Raw genomic sequence first — 17,585 nt, 5'->3', positions numbered from 1 at the left:
AACCACTGCATGGAAAGCCTCGGTTCGGGGCGTTCCGCGATGTTGGCGCAACAGCCTCATAAAGAGCGCACCTGATGAAACGCCAGCCACTCGACGACAGCTTCAAGGTCAACCGCAACCCCGTTACCCTGCGCGAAATCGTGCTCGACAAGCTGCGCGCCGCGATCATGAACTTTCACCTGCTGCCAGGCGACCGCCTGGTCGAGCGCGACCTCTGCGACCGCTTGGGCGTCAGCCGTACTTCGGTGCGTGAAGCCCTGCGCCACCTGGAGTCCGAAGGCCTGGTGGAATTCGCCGACGCCAAAGGCCCGCGCGTGGCCATCATTACCCTGGAAGACGCCCGCGACATCTACGAGCTGCGCTGTGTGCTCGAAGGCCTGATCGTGCAGCTGTTCACCCTCAACGCCAAGGCCAAGGACATCCGTGCTCTGGAGCGCGCGCTGGAGGTCAACCGCGAAGCACTGGAAGAAGGCGAGCTGCAACAGGTGCTGGATTCGGTACAAGGCTTTTACGATGTGCTGCTGGAAGGCTCCGGCAACCAGGTGGCGGCGCAGCAGCTGCGCCAGTTGCAGGCCCGCATCAGCTACCTGCGCGCCACCTCGGTGTCGCAGGAAAACCGCCGTGGTGCCAGCAACCGCGAAATGGAAAAGATCGTCGAGGCGATCAAGGGGGGCGACCCACTGGTGGCCCACCAGGCCTCGGTCGACCACGTCCGCGCCGCCGCCAAGGTGGCCCTGGACTACCTGCGCCAGAAGCAGGATGACAACGCCAAGGTGCGCGACATTGTCGAGCCCCTGGCCCTGAAGGAACCCCGCATAGGCCGCTGATCATGCCCAACGCCCCGCGCTACTGCCCGCACTGCACCACGGAACTGGCCCGGGGCGTTCCCACAGGCGACACCCATGAACGCCTGCACTGCACCGGCTGCGGCTACATCCATTACATCAACCCGAAGATCATCGCCGGCTGCATCATCGAGCGCGATGGCAAGTACCTGCTGTGTCAACGCGCCATCCCGCCGCGGCCGGGCACCTGGACTTTACCCGCCGGGTTCATGGAGGCTGGGGAAACCACCGAGCAGGCGGCATTGCGCGAAGTGTGGGAAGAAACCGGCGTTCGTGCGGACATCGTCTCACCCTATTCGATCTTCAGCGTGCCGAAAATCAGCGAGGTGTACATCATCTTCCGCGCCAGCGTCACCGAAGAGACCGGGCAGTACGGGCCGGAGACCCTGGCTTACAAGTTCTTCGAACCGGATGAAATCCCCTGGGATCAAATCTACTACCCGGCGATCCGGCAGATTCTCGAGCGCTATATCCTTGAACGCCAAGCCGGGGTGTATGGCATATACATGGGCAATGACGACACCGGCAAGGTGCACTTCATTCGCTGAAACCGGCGAACCACCTAGTAAAACTGCCAGGTTCCAGTTCCGCAACGGGTTGCTAGCGTATGCACTCCACTCGGAGTGTGCCCATGAAGATCTGGAATCGCCTCCTGTGCCTGCTGCTAACGACAACGCTAGCTGCCTGTTCGACCATCAACCCGCCAGTGCAGGCTACCAGGGCGGCGTGGATCCCCGAACAGTGGCAGGTGCGCATCAATCCACAGAGCATTGATACGGACACCCAGCGCCTGAGCCTTGTAATTCCCGGCGAGGGGCGTCTCCTGGCAGACCGGATAGCAGTCCATACGCTGCCAGACGGCACGATTGCCTGGCATGGCACTCTCATCGCTGAGAGTGCCGCCCCTGCAGCAAACGGTTCGCTCAAGGCCGCCCTGAACAGCATCATTCTGATCCGCTCCAGCAACCGAGTTAGCGGAATCATCCGCCGCGATGGCCAGGCTTACAGCCTCCTTCCCAGTGGGGATGCAACGGTACTGAGCAAGATCGACGCAGCGAAGCTGCCTCCCGACCACGATCCGTCAATACCAAGTGGGGCAATGCTCGGCCCCCGCCAACATGTCGCAATAGCGCCTTACCAGCCGGGCCATGCCACTATTCGGGTACTGGTTGTCGCTTCGCGTCAGGCTGACGAAGCCAGCGAAGACTTAAGAGCAATGGCTCATCTGGCCATCGAGGAGTCGAACCAGACCTTCGTCGAAAGCGGAATCGATCTTTCGCTGGAACTTGCAGACGTGTTCCCACTGGACTACGAGCAGTCATTCAGTCCGAACTGGGATTTGGACAGGCTCATGAAGATCGATGACGGTTACATGGACGAAGTCCATGATATGAGAGACACCTTGAAGGCCGACGTGGTGGTTTTGCTACGTGACAACGCCAACACGAGCTGTGGATTTGCCGGTGAGATCGGCGCCAGCGCCGAGACTGCATTCACCGTAGTAAACGTGCGCTGCATCGGGGTCGGGAGATTCACCTTTGCCCATGAAATCGGCCACCTTTTAGGGGGGGCACATGATAACGCAAGCGGTCCGTTTGCCTATGGCCATGGCTACGCTCATGAGCCAGCGGACGGACCAAAATTGTATACCGTCATGACCGCCTTCAGACTGGATACGGTCCGGCTACCTTACTGGTCAGACCCGCAGCGCGAGGTGGACGGTATCCGGTTGGGGGACAAGGACACCGCCGATAACCACCGTTTGCTCGAAGAGCGCAAAGGGATCGTGGCGGGTTTTCGCTAACAGCTCACCACTCGCCTGGCTGACCGCTACAAAACACTCGCAAATCACGCCATCTCAGTGCATCTTTTAGCTTCTCAAGCTAAAGGATCGGCATCAGGCCATGGCGAAATGGTTAGACGGCGGCGGCTTGATGGCCGAACGCATCCGCAACCACGACTGGACACGTACCAGCCTCGGCCCGCTCGAGGCCTGGCCGGATGCACTCAAGACCACCGTGGCGCTGTGCCTGGCCTCGCGCTTCCCACAGGCCGTGTTGTGGGGCCCCGACCTGCTTACCCTGCACAACGACGCCTTCTTGCCAATCCTCGGGCAGAAACCCTTGGCCCTGGGCGTCCCCTTCCGCGAGGTCTGGCAAGAAGCTTGGGCCGACATCAGCAGCATGGCCGACCGTGCATTGGCCGGTGAAGCGGTGTACATCGAAGACTTCCCGTTGGCGATCGTGCGTAACGGCTGCCCCGAGCGTGCCTATTTCACCTTCTGCTACAGCCCGATACGCGGCCATGACGGCAAGGTGCTGGGCATGCTCGACACGGTCACCGAAACCACCGCCAGCGTGGTCACCAACCAGCGCCTGAATTTTCTCGACAACCTTGGGCGCGCCGTGACCGAGGCCAACGACCCGGACCAGATCATGGCCATCACCACCCGCATGCTGGTCGAGCACCTTGGCCTGTCCAGCTGTGCCTATGCGGTGATGGAGCCGGACCAGGATGGCTTCACTATCTGCGGCGACGCGGTGGCACCCGGTTCACCACGCCTGGTGGGCCAGTACCACCTGCATGACTTCGGCCACATGGCGGTCAGCCGGCTGCGCAGCGGCCTGGCGTTGGTGATCAACGACAACCTCCGCGAGCTGGCGGCTGACGAGGCGGCAACCTTTCAGGCCATCGGCATTACGGCCACTATCTGCATACCGCTGATCAAGGGTGGCAGGTTGACGGCGCTGATGGCCATTCATGACCGCGTGCCAAGGGTATGGACCGACTACGAGCAAGCGCTGATCGGCGAAGTGACCGAACGTTGCTGGGCGCATATCCAGCGGGTGCAGGCCAATGCCGAAGTGCGCGAGGCCATGGCAGCGCTGGAGGCGCTCAACGCCACCCTGGAGCACCGCGTCGAAGAACGTACTACCCAGTTGCTGCACACCGAAGCCGTACTGCGCCAGGCACAAAAGCTGGAAGCCATCGGCCAGCTGACAGGTGGTGTCGCCCATGACTTCAACAACCTGCTGACCATCATCCGGTCCTCGCTGCACTTTCTGCAGCGCCCCGACCTGGACGAGAAACGCCGCGAACGCTACATCAAGACCATGTCCGACACCGTGGACCGCGGCGCCAAGCTGACCGGCCAACTGCTTGCCTTTGCCCGCCGCCAGGCCCTCAGCCCGCAAGTGTTCGAGGCCGGCCCTCGGTTGGAAGCCATGGCCGAAATGCTCGACACCGCCACCGGCGCACGCATCCAGGTCGCACTGAAGCTGCCGCAGGCGCCCTGCCATATCCGCGCCGACCTCAGCCAGCTGGAAACGGCGGTGATCAACCTGATGCTCAACGGACGCGACGCCATGGCCGGCGAAGGTACGTTGCTGCTGCGTCTGCAGGCCGACCAGAGCCTGCCTGCCCTGCGCGGCCAGGCGCCACAGCCTGGCCCGTTTGCGGCCATCTCGGTGAGCGACAGTGGTGTCGGTATTGCCAGCGAGCTGCTGGAGCGCATTTTCGACCCGTTCTTCACCACCAAGGCGCCGGGTGAAGGCACTGGGCTGGGGTTGTCGCAGGTGTTCGGGTTTGCCAAGCAGTCTGGCGGTGACGTGCAGGTGCACAGCGTTCAGGGCCAGGGCACCACCTTTACCCTGTACCTGCCACAGGAGACACCGCCCGCAGCCTTGCCGGCGGATGCCCCAAGCAGCAGCCAGGCGCAGGCGCAGGGCGAACGACGGCGAATACTGGTGGTGGAGGACAACCCTGATCTTGGCAACTTCACCGCTCAAATCCTAGAAGACCACGGCTATCGGATCAGCTATGCGCGCTCGGCGGAAGAGGCCCTGACGCAGCTGGAGGGACCGGCAGGTGACTTTGATGCGGTGTTTTCCGATGTGGTCATGCCCGGCATGGGCGGCCTGGCGCTGGCCCGTGAGCTGCGCCGCCTGCACCCACGGTTGCCGGTGATCCTCACGTCGGGTTACAGCGAGGCGATTGCCGAAGGCGGGCACCAGGGGTTCACCTTCCTGGCCAAGCCCTATTCGGCAGAACAGGTGTGCCGCCTGCTCGGGAAAGTGCTGGGCAACTGAACCCACGCTTGTGATGGGCGATCAGCGGCGCCCTTCCGCCAGCATGCGCACGGCAAGGCCAGCCAGTACCGTACCCATCAACCAGCGCTGAACCTGCTGCCACAATGGGCGACCGGCAAGGAACACGGCGATGGATCCGGCCATGATCGCGATCATGGCATTGACCGTGACGCTGATGGCGATCTGCGTCGAACCCAGTACCAGCGATTGCAACAGCACACTGCCGTGCCCCGGTTCGATGAACTGCGGCATCAGCGACAGGTACATGACGGCGATCTTCGGGTTCAGCAGGCTGGTGGCAAAGCCCATGGTGAACAACCGCCTCGGGCTGTCGGCAGGCAGGTCACGCACCTGGAACGGCGAACGACCACCGGGGCGCAGCGCCTGCCAGGCCAGGTACAACAGGTACAGCGCACCACCGATGCGCAACGCATCGTAGGCAAAGGGTACGGCCATCACCAGGGCAGTGATGCCCAACGCGGCGCAGAACATATAGATAACGAAGCCCAGGGCCACACCGCCGAGGGAAATCAACCCGGCCTTGCGGCCCTGACAGATCGAGCGGGAGATCAGGTAGATCATGTTCGGCCCTGGGGTAAGGACCATGCCAAGGCAGATCAGGGCGAAGGTGAGCAGTTGGGTGATATCGGGCATGGGGCACATCCTGGTTGTGCATTGGGCTGCAGCGAGTTTATCCGAAGCCATCGCATACAGGTGAGTTCAGTTGATTTGCCCTGCAATCAGTCCCAAGGCTACTGCAATCATTGCCACCCCCGACACCCGCCCGACCAGTTTCGCCGCCCCTGGCCGTGTGCTCAGTACCGCCTTGGCGCCGTAACCCACCAGCGAATAGATCACCAGTGAACTGCACAGGTGCACCAGCCCCAGCAACAAGATCTGCAACGGCACCGGCCAGCTCGACTGCGGGTCGGTGAACTGCGGCAACAAGGCCAGGAACAGCAGGAACACTTTCGGGTTCAGGCCACTGACGCAAAACCCCTTGAACGCCCAGCGCGAACCCGACTCCCCCGCACCGCCCTGCCCGGCCGCCGGCAATGCCGGGCTCAGCAACAGGTTGCCGCCCAGCCATAGCAGGTAGCTGCAACCCGCCAGGGTCAGCAAGGTCAGCGCCAAGGGGTGGCCTGCCAGCAGGCTGCCGACCCCGGCCGCCACCACCAGCGTGGCCAGAAAATGCCCCGACAACATCCCCACCACCGCCGGCATCACCCAGCGCCCGCGCATGCCCGCCGAGATGGCGTAGGCCCAGTCTGCACCCGGGGTTATCACGAACAGCATCGACACGGCCCAAAACGCCGTCAGCACACTGATAGCCACTTGAATCTTCCTTATCTACTGCGTTGGATGTCGAAAGATTACGGATTCCGCCCGGGGATTTTCTTTCGTATATTCCCCCTCTTCATTTATTTACTGGAAGATTCTCCCCCATGGACCGAACAGATCGAAAAATCCTTGCCGAACTGCAAAAGGATGGGCGGCTGTCGGTAACCGAGCTGGCCGACCGCGTAGGGCTCAGCCTGTCGCCCTGCCATCGGCGCTTGAAGGCGCTGGAAGAGTCCGGAGCGATTCTGGGCTATCACGCCCGCTTGGCGCCGAGCGCCCTGGGGCTGAACTTTGCCGCGTTGGTGTTCGTTACCCTGCGCGAGGTAACCCGCCAACCGGTGGCGGACTTTGAAGCGGCACTGGCGGAGATCCCGCAGATCGTCGAGGCGCAGCGGCTGTTCGGCGACCCGGATTATTTGCTGCATGTGGTGGCCAAGGACCTGCCGGCGTTTCAGAAGCTGTATGACGAGAAACTGACCAGCATTCCCAATGTGAAGCGCCTGAGTTCGACCTTGGTGATGAAAGAGGTGATCCAAGACCGGTTGTTGCCGATGTAGCCGTTTGCTCCTGTGCTGGCCCTTTCGCGGACAACCCCGCGAAAGGGCCATTACTGGCAACCATTCAGCTGCCCTGAAAATGGGCATGGTGCACCAGCAAAGCCCACCACTTGCTACGGGCAAAGGGCTCACCCCCTCTATCCCAAGCCTTCCCGCCTGCTGGCACCCTCCTTGCTACCGTCCCCCGCTTAAGCTTTTGTCAGCCTTAGGTTTTTTAAGGTTTATGGGTACATATTTACTAATTTCTCGTTATCCCCGCGCCCCGCATCATCGCTCCAACAAGAACGCGTCGCCCATCGCCGGCACGCCCCCGGGCAGCTCCCGATGCCCTACCTTGCCTTGGAGTCAGTCATGACCAGTGCAGCCAATTCGGCACCCCTGATAGAAAAACACACGATCGGCTATGTGCCCCCGCAAGACCGCCATGGAAAGGTAAGGGATCTGTTCACACTGTGGTTCGGCGGCAACATCGCGCCGCTACCCATCGTCACCGGCGCGCTGGGCGTGCAGTTGTTCCACCTGAACCTGGTATGGGGCATCGTCGCCATCCTGGTCGGCCACCTGGTCGGCGGTGTGCTGATGGCGCTGCACTCGGCCCAGGGCCCGCAAATGGGCATCCCGCAGATGATCCAGAGCCGCGCCCAGTTCGGCACCCTCGGTGCGCTGCTGGTGGTAGTGATCGCCGGCGTCATGTACATCGGCTTCTTCGCGTCCAACATCGTGCTTGCCGGCAAGTCACTGCATGGCGTGGTCGACGCCGTACCGGTACCGGTCGGCATCGTCATCGGTGCATTGGGCTCGGGCGTCATCGGCATCATCGGCTACCGCTTCATTCACGTGCTCAACCGCATCGGCACCTGGGTGCTGGGCATCGGCATCGTGGTCGGCTTCGGCTACATCTTCACCCATGTACAAAGCGACGACTTCCTCACCCGCGGCGGCTTCAACCTGGCTGGCTGGCTGGCCACCGTGTCGCTGGCGGCGCTGTGGCAAATCGCCTTTGCGCCCTATGTGTCGGACTATTCACGCTACCTGCCGGCAGATGTGAAAGTCAGCTCGACGTTCTGGACCACCTACCTGGGCTCAGCCCTGGGTTCGAGCCTGTCGTTCATTTTCGGCGCCGTGGCCGTGCTGGCGATCCCGGCCGGCATGGACACCATGGACGCGGTCAAACTGGCCACTGGCACCCTCGGCCCGATCATGCTGGTGCTGTTTCTGCTCAGCGTCATCAGCCACAATGCCCTCAACCTGTATGGTGCGGTGCTGTCGATCATCACCCTGATCCAGACCTTCGCCTACCGTTGGATCCCTACCGCCAAGAGCCGCGCCGTGCTGTCGTTGATCGTGCTGGCAGCCTGCAGCGTGGTAGCGGTGTTCGCTTCGGCGGACTTCATCGGCCACTTCGTCGACATGGTGCTGGTGCTGCTGGTGGTGCTGGTGCCGTGGACGGCGATCAACCTGATCGACTTTTATGCCATTCACAAGGGCGACTACGACATCCAGTCGATCTTCCAGGTCGATGGCGGTATCTACGGCCGTTACAACCCACAGGCGCTGATCGCCTATACAGTGGGTATCGTGGTGCAGATCCCGTTCATGAACACACCGCTGTATGTCGGGCCGATTTCCGAGCACATCAACGGGGCTGACCTGTCGTGGCTGGTAGGGCTGGCGATTACTTCACCGCTGTACTGGTGGCTGGCCAGCCGTGACAGTGCCTACCGTCGCCGGCAGATGAGTGCCAAGTTGGCCATGGGGCACTGATTCAAACTGCACCGGCCCCTTCGCGGGTAAAACCACGAAGAGGCCGGCAGGCACAACGTGTTGTCAAAGGTTATAAGCGCGCTCATTGTGCTCCGCCAGGTCCAGCCCTTGCTCTTCTTCCTCTCGGCTGGCCCGCAACCCGATGGTCAGCTTGATGGCCGCGAGAATTACCCAGCTCACTACGAAGCAGTAAACGAAGGTGAACGCCACACCCTTCAACTGCACCAGTGCTTGCCCAATGGGCGATGCGCCTTCCACATAGCCACCCAGTGCCGGCGCGGCAAACACACCGGTCAGAATCGCCCCGACCATCCCACCCACACCATGCAGCCCGAACACATCAAGGCTGTCGTCATACCCTAGCGCCTGCTTGAGCCGGGTCACGGCAAAGAAGCAGATGGCCCCGGTCAACACACCGATCACCAGTGCCCCCAGCGGCCCGACGAATGCGCAGGCCGGTGTAATACCCACCAGCCCCGCCAGTGCCCCCGACGCAGCACCCAAGGCAGTCGGTCGACCATGCATCACCTTCTCGGTCAGCAACCAACCGACAATCCCCGCGCAGGCCGCCACCATGGTCGCCAGCATCACCACCCCTGCCCTCTGGTTCGCGGCAAGCCCCGACCCAACGTTGAAGCCGAACCAGCCCACCCACAACAACCCCGCGCCCACCAGAGTAAAACCCAGGTTATGCGGCGGCATGGCCACCTGCGGGTAGCCCTTGCGCTTGCCCAGCATCAACGCCGCCGCCAAGGCCGCCACGCCGGAATTGATGTGCACCGCAGTGCCGCCGGCGAAGTCCAGCACCCCCCAGTTGACCATCAGTGCCCCCGGCCCGCCCCATACCATATGGGCAATAGGTGCATACACCAGCACGAACCACGCCGCCATGAACAGCAACGAGGCAGTGAACTTCATGCGCTCTGCAAAACCACCGGCAATCAGCGCTGGGGTGATGATGGCGAACGTCAGCTGAAACACCGCAAACACACCTTCGGGGATGGTGCCGACCAGGCTGTCATGGCCGATATCCAGCATCAGCGCCTTGTCCAACCCGCCGATGAAACTGTTGAAGGTGAGCTGGCCCTCGACCATGCCGGTGGTATCGACCACCAGACTGTAGCCGAACAGCACCCAGATAATGCCGATAACGCCGGCCACGGCGAACAGCTGGGTGAACACCGAAAGAAAGTTCTTGGCCCGCACCATGCCGCCGTAAAACATCGCCAGGCCGGGGATGCACATCATCAGCACGAACATCGCGGCGCAGATCATCCAGGCGGTGTTGCCGGTGTCCAGGGTGGTTTCGGCGGCAGTGGCCTGGGTGGCCAGGGCTAACAACATTACAGCGAGGGTGAGGTGCTTCATGACGTCACTCCTGTGGGAATGGTGGGTGGCTTTGGGGCTGCTGTGCAGCCCATCGCGACACAAGGCCGCTCCTACAAGGGACCGTGTAGGAGCGGCCTTGTGTCGCGAATGGGCCGCAAAGCGGCCCCCGATGCTCAACTCAATACTGCGCCTGCCCTGGCACCCAGGCAGTCCCCGCCAACGGCACCCGCGCCATCGCCGCAGCCTCCACGGTCAACGCCACCAGGTCCTCCGGGTCTAGGTTGTGCAGGTGCGACTTGCCACACGCCCGCGCCATGGTCTGCGCCTCCAGCACCAGCACCCGCAGGTAGTTCGCCAGCCGGCGCCCCGCCTCTTCCGGGTTCAGGCGCTTGGCCAGCTCGGGGTCCTGGGTGGTGATGCCGGCCGGGTCGCGGCCGTTCTGCCAGTCGTCATAGAAGCCGGCGGCCGAGCCAATCTTCTTCAGCTCACTGTCCAGACGCGGATGGTTGTCACCCAAGGCGATCAATGCCGCCGTGCCAATAGCCACCGCATCGGCCCCCAAAGCCATGGCCTTGGCCACGTCGGCACCGTTGCGAATGCCCCCCGAGACAATCAGCTGTACCTTGCGGTGCATGCCCATTTCCTGCAGCGCCTGCACCGCCTGCGGGATGGCCGGCAGAATCGGGATGCCGACATGCTCGATGAACACTTCCTGAGTCGCTGCGGTACCGCCCTGCATGCCATCGAGCACGATCACATCAGCACCCGCCTTAACCGCCAGCTTGACGTCGTAGTACGGGCGGCTGGCGCCGATCTTCACGTAGATCGGCTTTTCCCAGTCGGTGATCTCGCGGATCTCGGCAATCTTGATCGCCAGGTCGTCCGGGCCGGTCCAGTCCGGATGGCGGCAGGCACTGCGCTGGTCGACACCGATCGGCAAGGTGCGCATGCCAGCCACACGCTCGGTCACCTTCATGCCCAGCAGCATGCCGCCACCGCCCGGCTTGGCGCCCTGGCCGAGGACGATCTCGATGGCGTCGGCCTTGCGCAGGTCGTCGGGGTTCATGCCGTAGCGCGATGGCAGGTACTGATACACCAGGTGCTGCGACTGGCCGCGCTCTTCCGGGGTCATGCCACCGTCGCCGGTGGTGGTGCTGGTGCCGGCGATGGTCGCACCACGGCCCAGCGCTTCCTTGGCGTTGGCCGACAGCGCGCCGAAACTCATGCCGGCGATGGTCACTGGGATTTTCAGGTGAATCGGTTTTTTCGCAAAGCGGTTGCCCAGCACCACATCAGTGCCGCACTTCTCGCGGTAGCCTTCCAGCGGGTAGCGCGACACGCTGGCCCCCAGCAGCAGCAGGTCGTCGAAGTGGGGCACGCGGCGCTTGGTACCACCGCCGCGGATGTCGTAGATGCCGGTTTCGGCAGCACGCTGGATTTCCTGGATGGTCAGGCGATCGAAAGTGGCCGACTCACGCAGTACCGGGGGAAATTGCTCGCTCATTGGAATGCTCCTGGATCAATATGCGCTGGCGTTGTCGACTTTGAAGTTGTACAGCTGGCGGGCCGAGCCGTAGCGTTTGAAATCGGCAGCCTTATGGTCCAGGCCGGCCTTGTTCAGCAGTTCCTGCAGCTCTTGCAGGTGTTCGGCGCGCATCTCTTTTTCAATGCAGTCCGAGCCCAGCGACTGCACCGCGCCCTTGACGTAGATACGTACCTCGTACAGCGAATCGCCCAGTGCATCGCCGGCATCGCCGCAGACCACCAGGCGCCCGGCCTGGCCCATGAAGCAGCTCATGTGGCCGATGCTGCCGCCCACCACGATGTCCACGCCCTTCATGGAAATGCCGCAACGGGCACCGGCGTCACCCTCGATCACCAGCAACCCACCATGGGCGGTAGCACCGGCGGCCTGGGAAGCACTACCTTTGACCCGCACCGAGCCAGACATCATGTTCTCGGCCACCCCCACACCGACATTGCCATGCACGGTGACGCTGGCCTGCTGGTTCATGCCGGCGCAGTAGTAGCCAGCGTGGCCTTCGATATCCACGGCCACGGCAGCGTTGATGCCCACGGCCAGGTTGTGTTTGCCGTCCGGGTGGGTAACCCGCCATTCCTGGTCTTGCACCTCGCCATGCAGGGACTGGTTGAGCACGCGCACCGCAGTGTTGGAAAGGTCGATCGTTTTCATGAGGTTCTCCAGGGGTTCGATGGCAAGTCAGGCGCTTTCGCGCTCCCAGACGTACAAAGTGGCCGGCGCCGGCTCCCAGACCTTTGCGTGCTCGATGCCAGGCAAGCTGGCCAGCGCCTGGTATTCCGAAGCCATGGCCACGTAATCGTCGGTCTCGGCCAGCACCGCAGGCTTGCAGGCAATCGGGTCGCGGATCACGGCAAAGCCGTTGCGGGTGCCGATGGCGAACGTGAAGAAGCCGTCCAGGTCTTCCAGCGCGCCATCCAGGGCCTGGGCCAGGCTGTCCCCCTGTTGCAGGCGCCAGGTCAGGTAGCCGGCGGCCACTTCGGTGTCGTTGTCGGTCTCGAAGCTGATGCCTTCGCGCTTGAGTTTCTGGCGCAGGCGAAAGTGGTTGGACAACGAACCGTTGTGCACCAGGCACAGGTCGGCACCGGTAGAGAATGGGTGGCTGCCTTCCATGGTCACGGCGCTTTCGGTGGCCATGCGGGTATGGCCGATGATGTGGCTGCCCTTCATCGCGGCCAGGCCGAAGCGGCTGGAAATTTCTGCCGGCAACCCCATGCCCTTGAGAATTTCGATGCTCTGCCCGGCGCTCATGATGCGCACGTCGGGCGCCAGCTCGGCCAACGCGGCACGGGCGGTGGCTTCATCGGTGTGCACTTTGAGCACAGCAGCGCTGGCGTTCTGGAACCCGTTCAGCGAGCAGCCCAGGCGGCCTTCCAACTGGCCCATCAGGGTTGCCCAGGGGTAGTCGATGTCAGCGGCCTGCAGGGTCAACTTGACCCAGCCATCGGCCACCTCGTCGCCATAGATGGCAAAGCCGGCGCTGTCCGGGCCACGGTCGGTCATGGCTTCGAGCATGGGCTCGAAGAGCTTGCCAAGCTGGGCGTGCAGCTCGGGCTTTTTCAGGTACAGACCTACGATTCCACACATGGTGATGCTCCTTACTAGGCAGTGGGCGACCGCTTTGCTGCTGGCCGCCCAAGGGATTGGGGGCGGTCAGAAGAATTCGGTGTAGCGCTGGATTTCCCAGTCGGAAACGTGCCGGCAGTACTCCACCCACTCCATGCGCTTGAGCTTGATGAACTCGTCGACGATCTCGGCGCCCAGCACCTCGCGGAACAGCGGGTCGGCTTGAAGTGCGTCAACGGCTTCCTTCAGCGATTGCGGCAGGGTTTTGATGCCGCGCGCGGCAATGTCTTCAAGGCTCAGGTTGTAGAGGTTTTCATTGCACATCTCGCCTGGCTCCAACTGGCGGTCGATGCCATCGAGGCCGGCGGCAATGATTGCGGCGGTGACCAGGTACGGGTTGCAACCGGCGTCCGGCAAGCGGAATTCCAGGCGACCATAAGGAATGCGCACCATCGCCGAGCGGTTGTTGGCCCCCCAGGCTACGAAGGCCGGGGCCCACGTCGAACCCGACAACGAGCGCCCCACCACCAGACGCTTGTAGGAGTTGACCGTCGGCGCCGCGAAGGCACACAACGCCGGGCCGTGGGCCAGCAGCCCTGCAGCAAAGTGGTAGGCCAGCTTCGACAGGCCCATGCCGCTGCTGTCGGACGGGTCGTGGAACAGGTTCTTGTTGGTGCTGCTGGCCAGCGACAGATGAAAGTGCATGCCATTGCCGGCACGCTTGGGGTCGGGCTTGGGCATGAACGAGCAGATCATCCCCAGGTCGTTGGCGATCTCGCCGGCGGCCATGCGGAAGAAGGTGAAACGGTCGGCCGACTCCATGGCGTCACTGTAGGTGTAGTTGATCTCGAACTGGCCGTTGGCGTCTTCGTGGTCGATCTGGTAGATGTCGAAACCCACCGGTTGCAACGCCTCGGTCAGGCGCTCGAGGAACAGCCGCGAGCGTGACAGGCCCTTGTAGTCGTAACACGGCTTGTCGAGGTTGTCGGAGGCATCCACCAGTTGCAGCTTGCCACCCTCGTCGCGGCGAAACAGGCTGAACTCGGGCTCAAGGCCGGTGTTCAGCGTCCACCCCTTTTCGGCCAGGCGCTGCACCTGCTGTTGCAACACGTGACGGCTGTCGTAGGGCCACGGCTGGCCGTTTACATGGCCCACGCATACCACGCGGCCATAACCCGGCTGCCATGGCACCGGAATCAAGGTCGTCAGGTCGCCGCGGGCCATGAAGTCCGGTCCGTGTGGCTCCATGCCCATGCCGCAGATGGCGAAGCCGGCAAAACCGGCGCCCTCTTCGGCGACCATCTTCAGGCCCGAGACCGGCACCGATTTGGTCTTCGCCGAGCCATGAATATCGACGAACTGCGCCAGCACGTACTTGATGCCGTGTTGGTCGAGCGTGCGCTGGGTTTCTGCTGGCAACATGGGTTGAACACTCCTGGGTAAGGGGCAATGATTCCGCACGAGAAAATTACTTTCCTCACAGGAATGCAACGAGCTTGCCAACTTATCCAAAGCGTTCTTTATCCAGGCCTGTACCCGCCAAGACGCCAGTACAGGCTGGGCAAAACCCAGGCAGCTTTTTATGCTCTATTTATGGGAAACTCGTTTTCCTCTGAGGAAAGAAGCGGCCACGCCGCTGCATTTCGCACTTTCCAAGTGCGAAAATATTATTCTTGAACTGAAACCGTGCAGGGCATTAGATGTCGACCGAAACCCAACCGCGCCTTCGCCTGGAGCAATACCTGGGCCTGCAGATCAAGCGCCAGCGCCAGGCCCAGTCCCTCAAGCTCGCCGACGTGGCGCGCATCGCCGGCATCAGCCAGGGCATGCTGAGCAAGATCGAGAATGCTCAGGTATCCACCAGCCTCGACACCCTAAGCCGCCTGTGCGACGTGCTGGGTATGCCGATGGCCAAGCTGTTCAGCCAATATGATCAGCCCGACGGCAATGCCCTGCTGGTAAAAGCCGGTGAAGGGCTGGAGGTGGTGCGCCGTGGCACCGAGAAGGGCCACACCTACCATTTGCTCAATCACGCCAGAGGGCCGAAGAAGCACTTCGAGGCTTACATGGTGAGCATGGACGACGCCAGCGAAGAGTTCCCGACCTTCGCCCACCCAGGCACCGAGTTCCTCCATTTGCTGGAGGGCGAACTGGTGTACCGCCACGGCAACCAGCTCTACCACATGCACGCTGGCGACAGCCTGACCTTCGACGGCGAAACCCCGCACGGCCCGGAGCAACTGGTGCAAGTGCCGATTCGCCTGCTGTCGATCATGAACTACGGCGACGAGTAGGACGGCGCTGCAAGGCAACCATCGATGTCGCGATCAGACAAGCACACGTCGCCCGCAATCGGCTGCAAAACCCTGTATACAAAAATAATACACACATCGACCAGCCCCGCGCCGTGGGCTGGACGACGTGGTAACCGCGAGTAAAACAGCCTCGCTTCACAATTCCAACGCTGTGGCGCCTTTTTGCACCGGGCAATTCGTCCGGGCTCATAACGATAAAACTCCCAGTATTAGAGACCCGCGCCGCGCCAGCCGGGAGTGTTTGCGCGCGCCACATTGTGAAGACTTGACTGCCATGATCGCGACTTCAATCCCCGTAGCCGGTGCTGCCACCGGCCACCGCAACGCCCTGTGCGTTGCCCATATTGCCGCTGTGTTGTTCGGCCTGACCGGCATTCTCGGTCACCTGATAGAAGCCGATGCCAGCATCATCACCTTCGGCCGCGCCACCTTCGCCTTCATTGCCTTGGGCTTCGTCGCCGGGCTCAAGGGGACACGCCTGCTCGATGCGCTGACCCTGCGCAACCTGCCAGTGCTGGGCCTGACCGGCGCCCTGCTGGCGACCCACTGGGTGACCTTCTTCATTGCCGTGAAAGTCGGTGGCGTAGCGGTTGCCACCCTGGGCTTCGCCAGCTTCCCGGCGTTCATCGCCATGGTCGAGCGTGGCGTGTTCGGCCAACGCATCGGTGCGGTACAAGGTGTGCTGTTGCTGATGGTCACGGCCGGCCTGGTGCTGGTAGTACCCACCTTCGACCTGCTCGACAAAGGCACCCTCGGCCTGTTTTGGGGGTTGGGCTCGGGCCTGGCGTTCGCCTTGCTGACCGTAGCCAACCGCCGCAATGCATCGAGCATGAATGCCATGCAGGTCGCCTTCTGGCAAAACGTGGTGGTGGCCGTACTGGTGGCGCCGTTTGCCTTCACTCACCTGAGCAGCACCAGCCTGGGCGGCAGCGACTGGGTCAACCTGGCATTGCTGGGGGTGTTCTGCACCGGCCTGTCGCAATTCCTGTTCGTCAGGAGCCTGAAAGGGCTGGAAGCGCGCACGGCGGGCATGATCATCGCGCTGGAGCCGGTTTACGCGATCATGGGTGCCTGGTGGTTGTTTGGTGACCAGCCGAGCCTGCGTATGGCGGCGGGTGCCGCGTTGATCGTGCTGGCTACCCTTCTGGCGGCAGCGCGAAAGGCGCCAGCGGCGCAAGGCGATACCAGTCGCTGCGCGCATTGAATGTGTGTCCTGGGCGTGGCTCAACGCATGCCGTGCCTGCTTAACGAAAGCGAGAAGGCTTATTTCTGGAGTTAGCGTCGCCTAGGGGGTGGAGAAGGGGGCGCTTCTGGTGGTCCATAGCGCTCAAGCATCTCATCAAACCGGTCAATCTCCCTTTGGAAACGCACATCCCACATTGCTTTAGCAACTTCAGGCCACGCTGCCCCTGCAAGCTGCGGTCTCTCGTGCTGAGCAGCAGGAAGAGAGAAACCCTTAAGATCTCTTTTACGGACTTCGTAAGATTTAGAATTTCCGAGCCCTCGTGCAGGTTTGAAAGGTCCCACGCCCAAGACAAAAATATTCAGCTTCGCCTCATAGCGACCAACCGGCAAATGAAAAATGGGGCTACCAGCCACAAAATCCGCTGCAAACTCATTGGTTGCAAAATTGTATTTTAGGTCCCATCGAGTGTACGCATAGTGCGGAGCGTCATGCTTATATAACCGTGCAACTACGACATTCTTTTCCATCGGCCCTCGATGTATTCCCTTCGCCACTTTCCGGAAATGCAAAAGCTGTGGGTGCAAGCTTGATGGAAAACCCTCCTTTTGCAAAATATTGATATCCAAGGTCGTTTGAGGGTTCACGTGCCCCCTGGACGTATTCCTGGAAGACCCAGAAGGATCGACATAATTCATAGGATCACCAGAGCAATAGGCATACGCATTTATCCCCCCGCCACCAAACGGGCTTAAAAAATCAGGACGGGTAAAACGGCAGATTGAAGGGCTGTACAGACGCCGACCATTTCCTAGCGGACACAAGCCACTTATCGTGTCAAACCACTGGCCGGCGAATCCGACAATGGGCGAATATTGTGATTTACCGGAAAAGCCGTAAGGTGTATAGGATTGACCATAAGTCGGGCGATTCTGGATACCAGCATTTCGAAGGTTGCATCTCATCTAGACTACTCCAGATTTCAAGCATCGAATGCCTTCACCTTAAATAGATACGGGGGCTTTGAACACTGGCGTTTTTGACAGGTTACTTGGTT

At 61.7% G+C, this 17,585-nt stretch carries 16 protein-coding genes; 8 read left to right on the top strand and 8 right to left on the bottom strand.

The genetic code is table 11. From position 1 onward, the window contains the following. Positions 1–74 precede the first annotated feature (74 nt). The 4 genes from ACNQP3_RS11250 (at position 75) to ACNQP3_RS11235 (ending at position 4,933) form a co-directional block, all read left to right on the top strand. Complete coding sequence (locus tag ACNQP3_RS11250; protein WP_003256074.1) at positions 75–827, top strand: GntR family transcriptional regulator; 753 nt, start codon at positions 75–77, stop codon at positions 825–827. 2 nt (positions 828–829) lie between these two features. Beyond that, positions 830–1,393 carry an NUDIX hydrolase gene (locus tag ACNQP3_RS11245; RefSeq protein WP_012271907.1) on the top strand — a complete coding sequence of 188 codons (564 nt, stop codon included), beginning with the start codon at positions 830–832 and terminating at the stop codon, positions 1,391–1,393. 83 nt (positions 1,394–1,476) lie between these two features. After that, positions 1,477–2,649 carry a zinc-dependent metalloprotease family protein gene (locus ACNQP3_RS11240; RefSeq protein WP_264317028.1) on the top strand — a complete coding sequence of 391 codons (1,173 nt, stop codon included), beginning with the start codon at positions 1,477–1,479 and terminating at the stop codon, positions 2,647–2,649. A gap of 100 nt (positions 2,650–2,749) precedes the next feature. Then, complete coding sequence (locus ACNQP3_RS11235) at positions 2,750–4,933, top strand: ATP-binding protein (protein ID WP_012271905.1); 2,184 nt, start codon at positions 2,750–2,752, stop codon at positions 4,931–4,933. 21 nt (positions 4,934–4,954) lie between these two features. Here ACNQP3_RS11235 and ACNQP3_RS11230 read toward each other — a convergent pair whose 3' ends face one another. Further along, complete coding sequence (locus tag ACNQP3_RS11230) at positions 4,955–5,587, bottom strand: LysE family translocator (protein WP_012271904.1); 633 nt, start codon at positions 5,585–5,587, stop codon at positions 4,955–4,957. A 66-nt stretch (positions 5,588–5,653) separates the two neighbouring features. Further along, complete coding sequence (locus ACNQP3_RS11225; protein WP_071984371.1) at positions 5,654–6,268, bottom strand: LysE family translocator; 615 nt, start codon at positions 6,266–6,268, stop codon at positions 5,654–5,656. A 110-nt stretch (positions 6,269–6,378) separates the two neighbouring features. Here ACNQP3_RS11225 and ACNQP3_RS11220 point away from each other — a divergent pair, with 110 nt between their 5' ends. Both ACNQP3_RS11220 and ACNQP3_RS11215 read left to right on the top strand, forming a co-directional pair. Beyond that, positions 6,379–6,831: an Lrp/AsnC family transcriptional regulator gene (locus ACNQP3_RS11220; RefSeq protein WP_012271902.1), complete on the top strand. Its 453-nt coding sequence runs from the start codon at positions 6,379–6,381 to the stop codon at positions 6,829–6,831. Positions 6,832–7,182: 351 nt separating this feature from the next. After that, entirely contained in the window at positions 7,183–8,595 is a 1,413-nt protein-coding gene (locus ACNQP3_RS11215; RefSeq protein ID WP_264317027.1) for a purine-cytosine permease family protein, read from the top strand. Positions 8,596–8,658: 63 nt separating this feature from the next. Here ACNQP3_RS11215 and ACNQP3_RS11210 read toward each other — a convergent pair whose 3' ends face one another. The 5 genes from ACNQP3_RS11210 to glnT form a co-directional block, all read right to left on the bottom strand. Next, positions 8,659–9,963, bottom strand: a complete 1,305-nt coding sequence (locus tag ACNQP3_RS11210; protein ID WP_264317026.1) for an ammonium transporter — start codon at positions 9,961–9,963, stop codon at positions 8,659–8,661. A gap of 139 nt (positions 9,964–10,102) precedes the next feature. Next, a complete protein-coding gene (locus ACNQP3_RS11205; protein WP_016715698.1) occupies positions 10,103–11,428 on the bottom strand; it encodes an FMN-binding glutamate synthase family protein in 1,326 nt (441 codons plus the stop codon). Positions 11,429–11,443: 15 nt separating this feature from the next. After that, positions 11,444–12,118 (bottom strand): protein glxC, encoded by a 675-nt coding sequence (locus tag ACNQP3_RS11200; protein ID WP_012271898.1) that lies wholly within the window; start codon positions 12,116–12,118, stop codon positions 11,444–11,446. 27 nt (positions 12,119–12,145) lie between these two features. Further along, the gene (locus tag ACNQP3_RS11195; protein WP_012271897.1) at positions 12,146–13,051 is read right to left on the bottom strand and encodes a class II glutamine amidotransferase; all 906 of its coding nucleotides are present in this window, start codon (positions 13,049–13,051) and stop codon (positions 12,146–12,148) included. A 66-nt stretch (positions 13,052–13,117) separates the two neighbouring features. Then, complete coding sequence (glnT, locus tag ACNQP3_RS11190) at positions 13,118–14,452, bottom strand: type III glutamate--ammonia ligase (protein ID WP_060515664.1); 1,335 nt, start codon at positions 14,450–14,452, stop codon at positions 13,118–13,120. Between the two features lie 278 nt (positions 14,453–14,730). Between glnT and ACNQP3_RS11185 the strand changes: the two genes are divergently transcribed. Together ACNQP3_RS11185 and ACNQP3_RS11180 are read left to right on the top strand one after the other, a co-directional pair. Continuing rightward, positions 14,731–15,324: a helix-turn-helix domain-containing protein gene (locus ACNQP3_RS11185; RefSeq protein ID WP_012271895.1), complete on the top strand. Its 594-nt coding sequence runs from the start codon at positions 14,731–14,733 to the stop codon at positions 15,322–15,324. A 295-nt stretch (positions 15,325–15,619) separates the two neighbouring features. After that, the gene (locus ACNQP3_RS11180) at positions 15,620–16,549 is read left to right on the top strand and encodes a DMT family transporter (RefSeq protein WP_264317025.1); all 930 of its coding nucleotides are present in this window, start codon (positions 15,620–15,622) and stop codon (positions 16,547–16,549) included. A 71-nt stretch (positions 16,550–16,620) separates the two neighbouring features. Here ACNQP3_RS11180 and ACNQP3_RS11175 read toward each other — a convergent pair whose 3' ends face one another. Beyond that, positions 16,621–17,493: an RHS repeat-associated core domain-containing protein gene (locus ACNQP3_RS11175; protein WP_264317024.1), complete on the bottom strand. Its 873-nt coding sequence runs from the start codon at positions 17,491–17,493 to the stop codon at positions 16,621–16,623. Positions 17,494–17,585: the final 92 nt, after the last annotated feature.

This window comes from Pseudomonas sp. LFS074 (assembly GCF_047978165.1).
Classification (GTDB): Bacteria; Pseudomonadota; Gammaproteobacteria; order Pseudomonadales; family Pseudomonadaceae; genus Aquipseudomonas; species Aquipseudomonas putida_P.
The sequence above is the reverse complement of the archived record's forward strand: the minus strand, read 5'-3'. Positions and strand labels throughout refer to the sequence as shown.

What these genes read in the sequence shown, in the direction of transcription:
- ACNQP3_RS11250 (WP_003256074.1), top strand. Translation starts at nt 75, where the DNA reads ATGAAACGCCAGCCACTCGACGACAGCTTCAAGGTCAACCGCAACCCC.
- ACNQP3_RS11245 (WP_012271907.1), top strand. Translation starts at nt 830, where the DNA reads ATGCCCAACGCCCCGCGCTACTGCCCGCACTGCACCACGGAACTGGCC.
- ACNQP3_RS11240 (WP_264317028.1), top strand. Translation starts at nt 1,477, where the DNA reads ATGAAGATCTGGAATCGCCTCCTGTGCCTGCTGCTAACGACAACGCTA.
- ACNQP3_RS11235 (WP_012271905.1), top strand. Translation starts at nt 2,750, where the DNA reads ATGGCGAAATGGTTAGACGGCGGCGGCTTGATGGCCGAACGCATCCGC.
- ACNQP3_RS11230 (WP_012271904.1), bottom strand. Translation starts at nt 5,587, where the DNA reads ATGCCCGATATCACCCAACTGCTCACCTTCGCCCTGATCTGCCTTGGC.
- ACNQP3_RS11220 (WP_012271902.1), top strand. Translation starts at nt 6,379, where the DNA reads ATGGACCGAACAGATCGAAAAATCCTTGCCGAACTGCAAAAGGATGGG.
- ACNQP3_RS11215 (WP_264317027.1), top strand. Translation starts at nt 7,183, where the DNA reads ATGACCAGTGCAGCCAATTCGGCACCCCTGATAGAAAAACACACGATC.
- ACNQP3_RS11210 (WP_264317026.1), bottom strand. Translation starts at nt 9,963, where the DNA reads ATGAAGCACCTCACCCTCGCTGTAATGTTGTTAGCCCTGGCCACCCAG.
- ACNQP3_RS11205 (WP_016715698.1), bottom strand. Translation starts at nt 11,428, where the DNA reads ATGAGCGAGCAATTTCCCCCGGTACTGCGTGAGTCGGCCACTTTCGAT.
- ACNQP3_RS11200 (WP_012271898.1), bottom strand. Translation starts at nt 12,118, where the DNA reads ATGAAAACGATCGACCTTTCCAACACTGCGGTGCGCGTGCTCAACCAG.
- ACNQP3_RS11195 (WP_012271897.1), bottom strand. Translation starts at nt 13,051, where the DNA reads ATGTGTGGAATCGTAGGTCTGTACCTGAAAAAGCCCGAGCTGCACGCC.
- glnT (WP_060515664.1), bottom strand. Translation starts at nt 14,452, where the DNA reads ATGTTGCCAGCAGAAACCCAGCGCACGCTCGACCAACACGGCATCAAG.
- ACNQP3_RS11185 (WP_012271895.1), top strand. Translation starts at nt 14,731, where the DNA reads ATGTCGACCGAAACCCAACCGCGCCTTCGCCTGGAGCAATACCTGGGC.
- ACNQP3_RS11180 (WP_264317025.1), top strand. Translation starts at nt 15,620, where the DNA reads ATGATCGCGACTTCAATCCCCGTAGCCGGTGCTGCCACCGGCCACCGC.
- ACNQP3_RS11175 (WP_264317024.1), bottom strand. Translation starts at nt 17,493, where the DNA reads ATGAGATGCAACCTTCGAAATGCTGGTATCCAGAATCGCCCGACTTAT.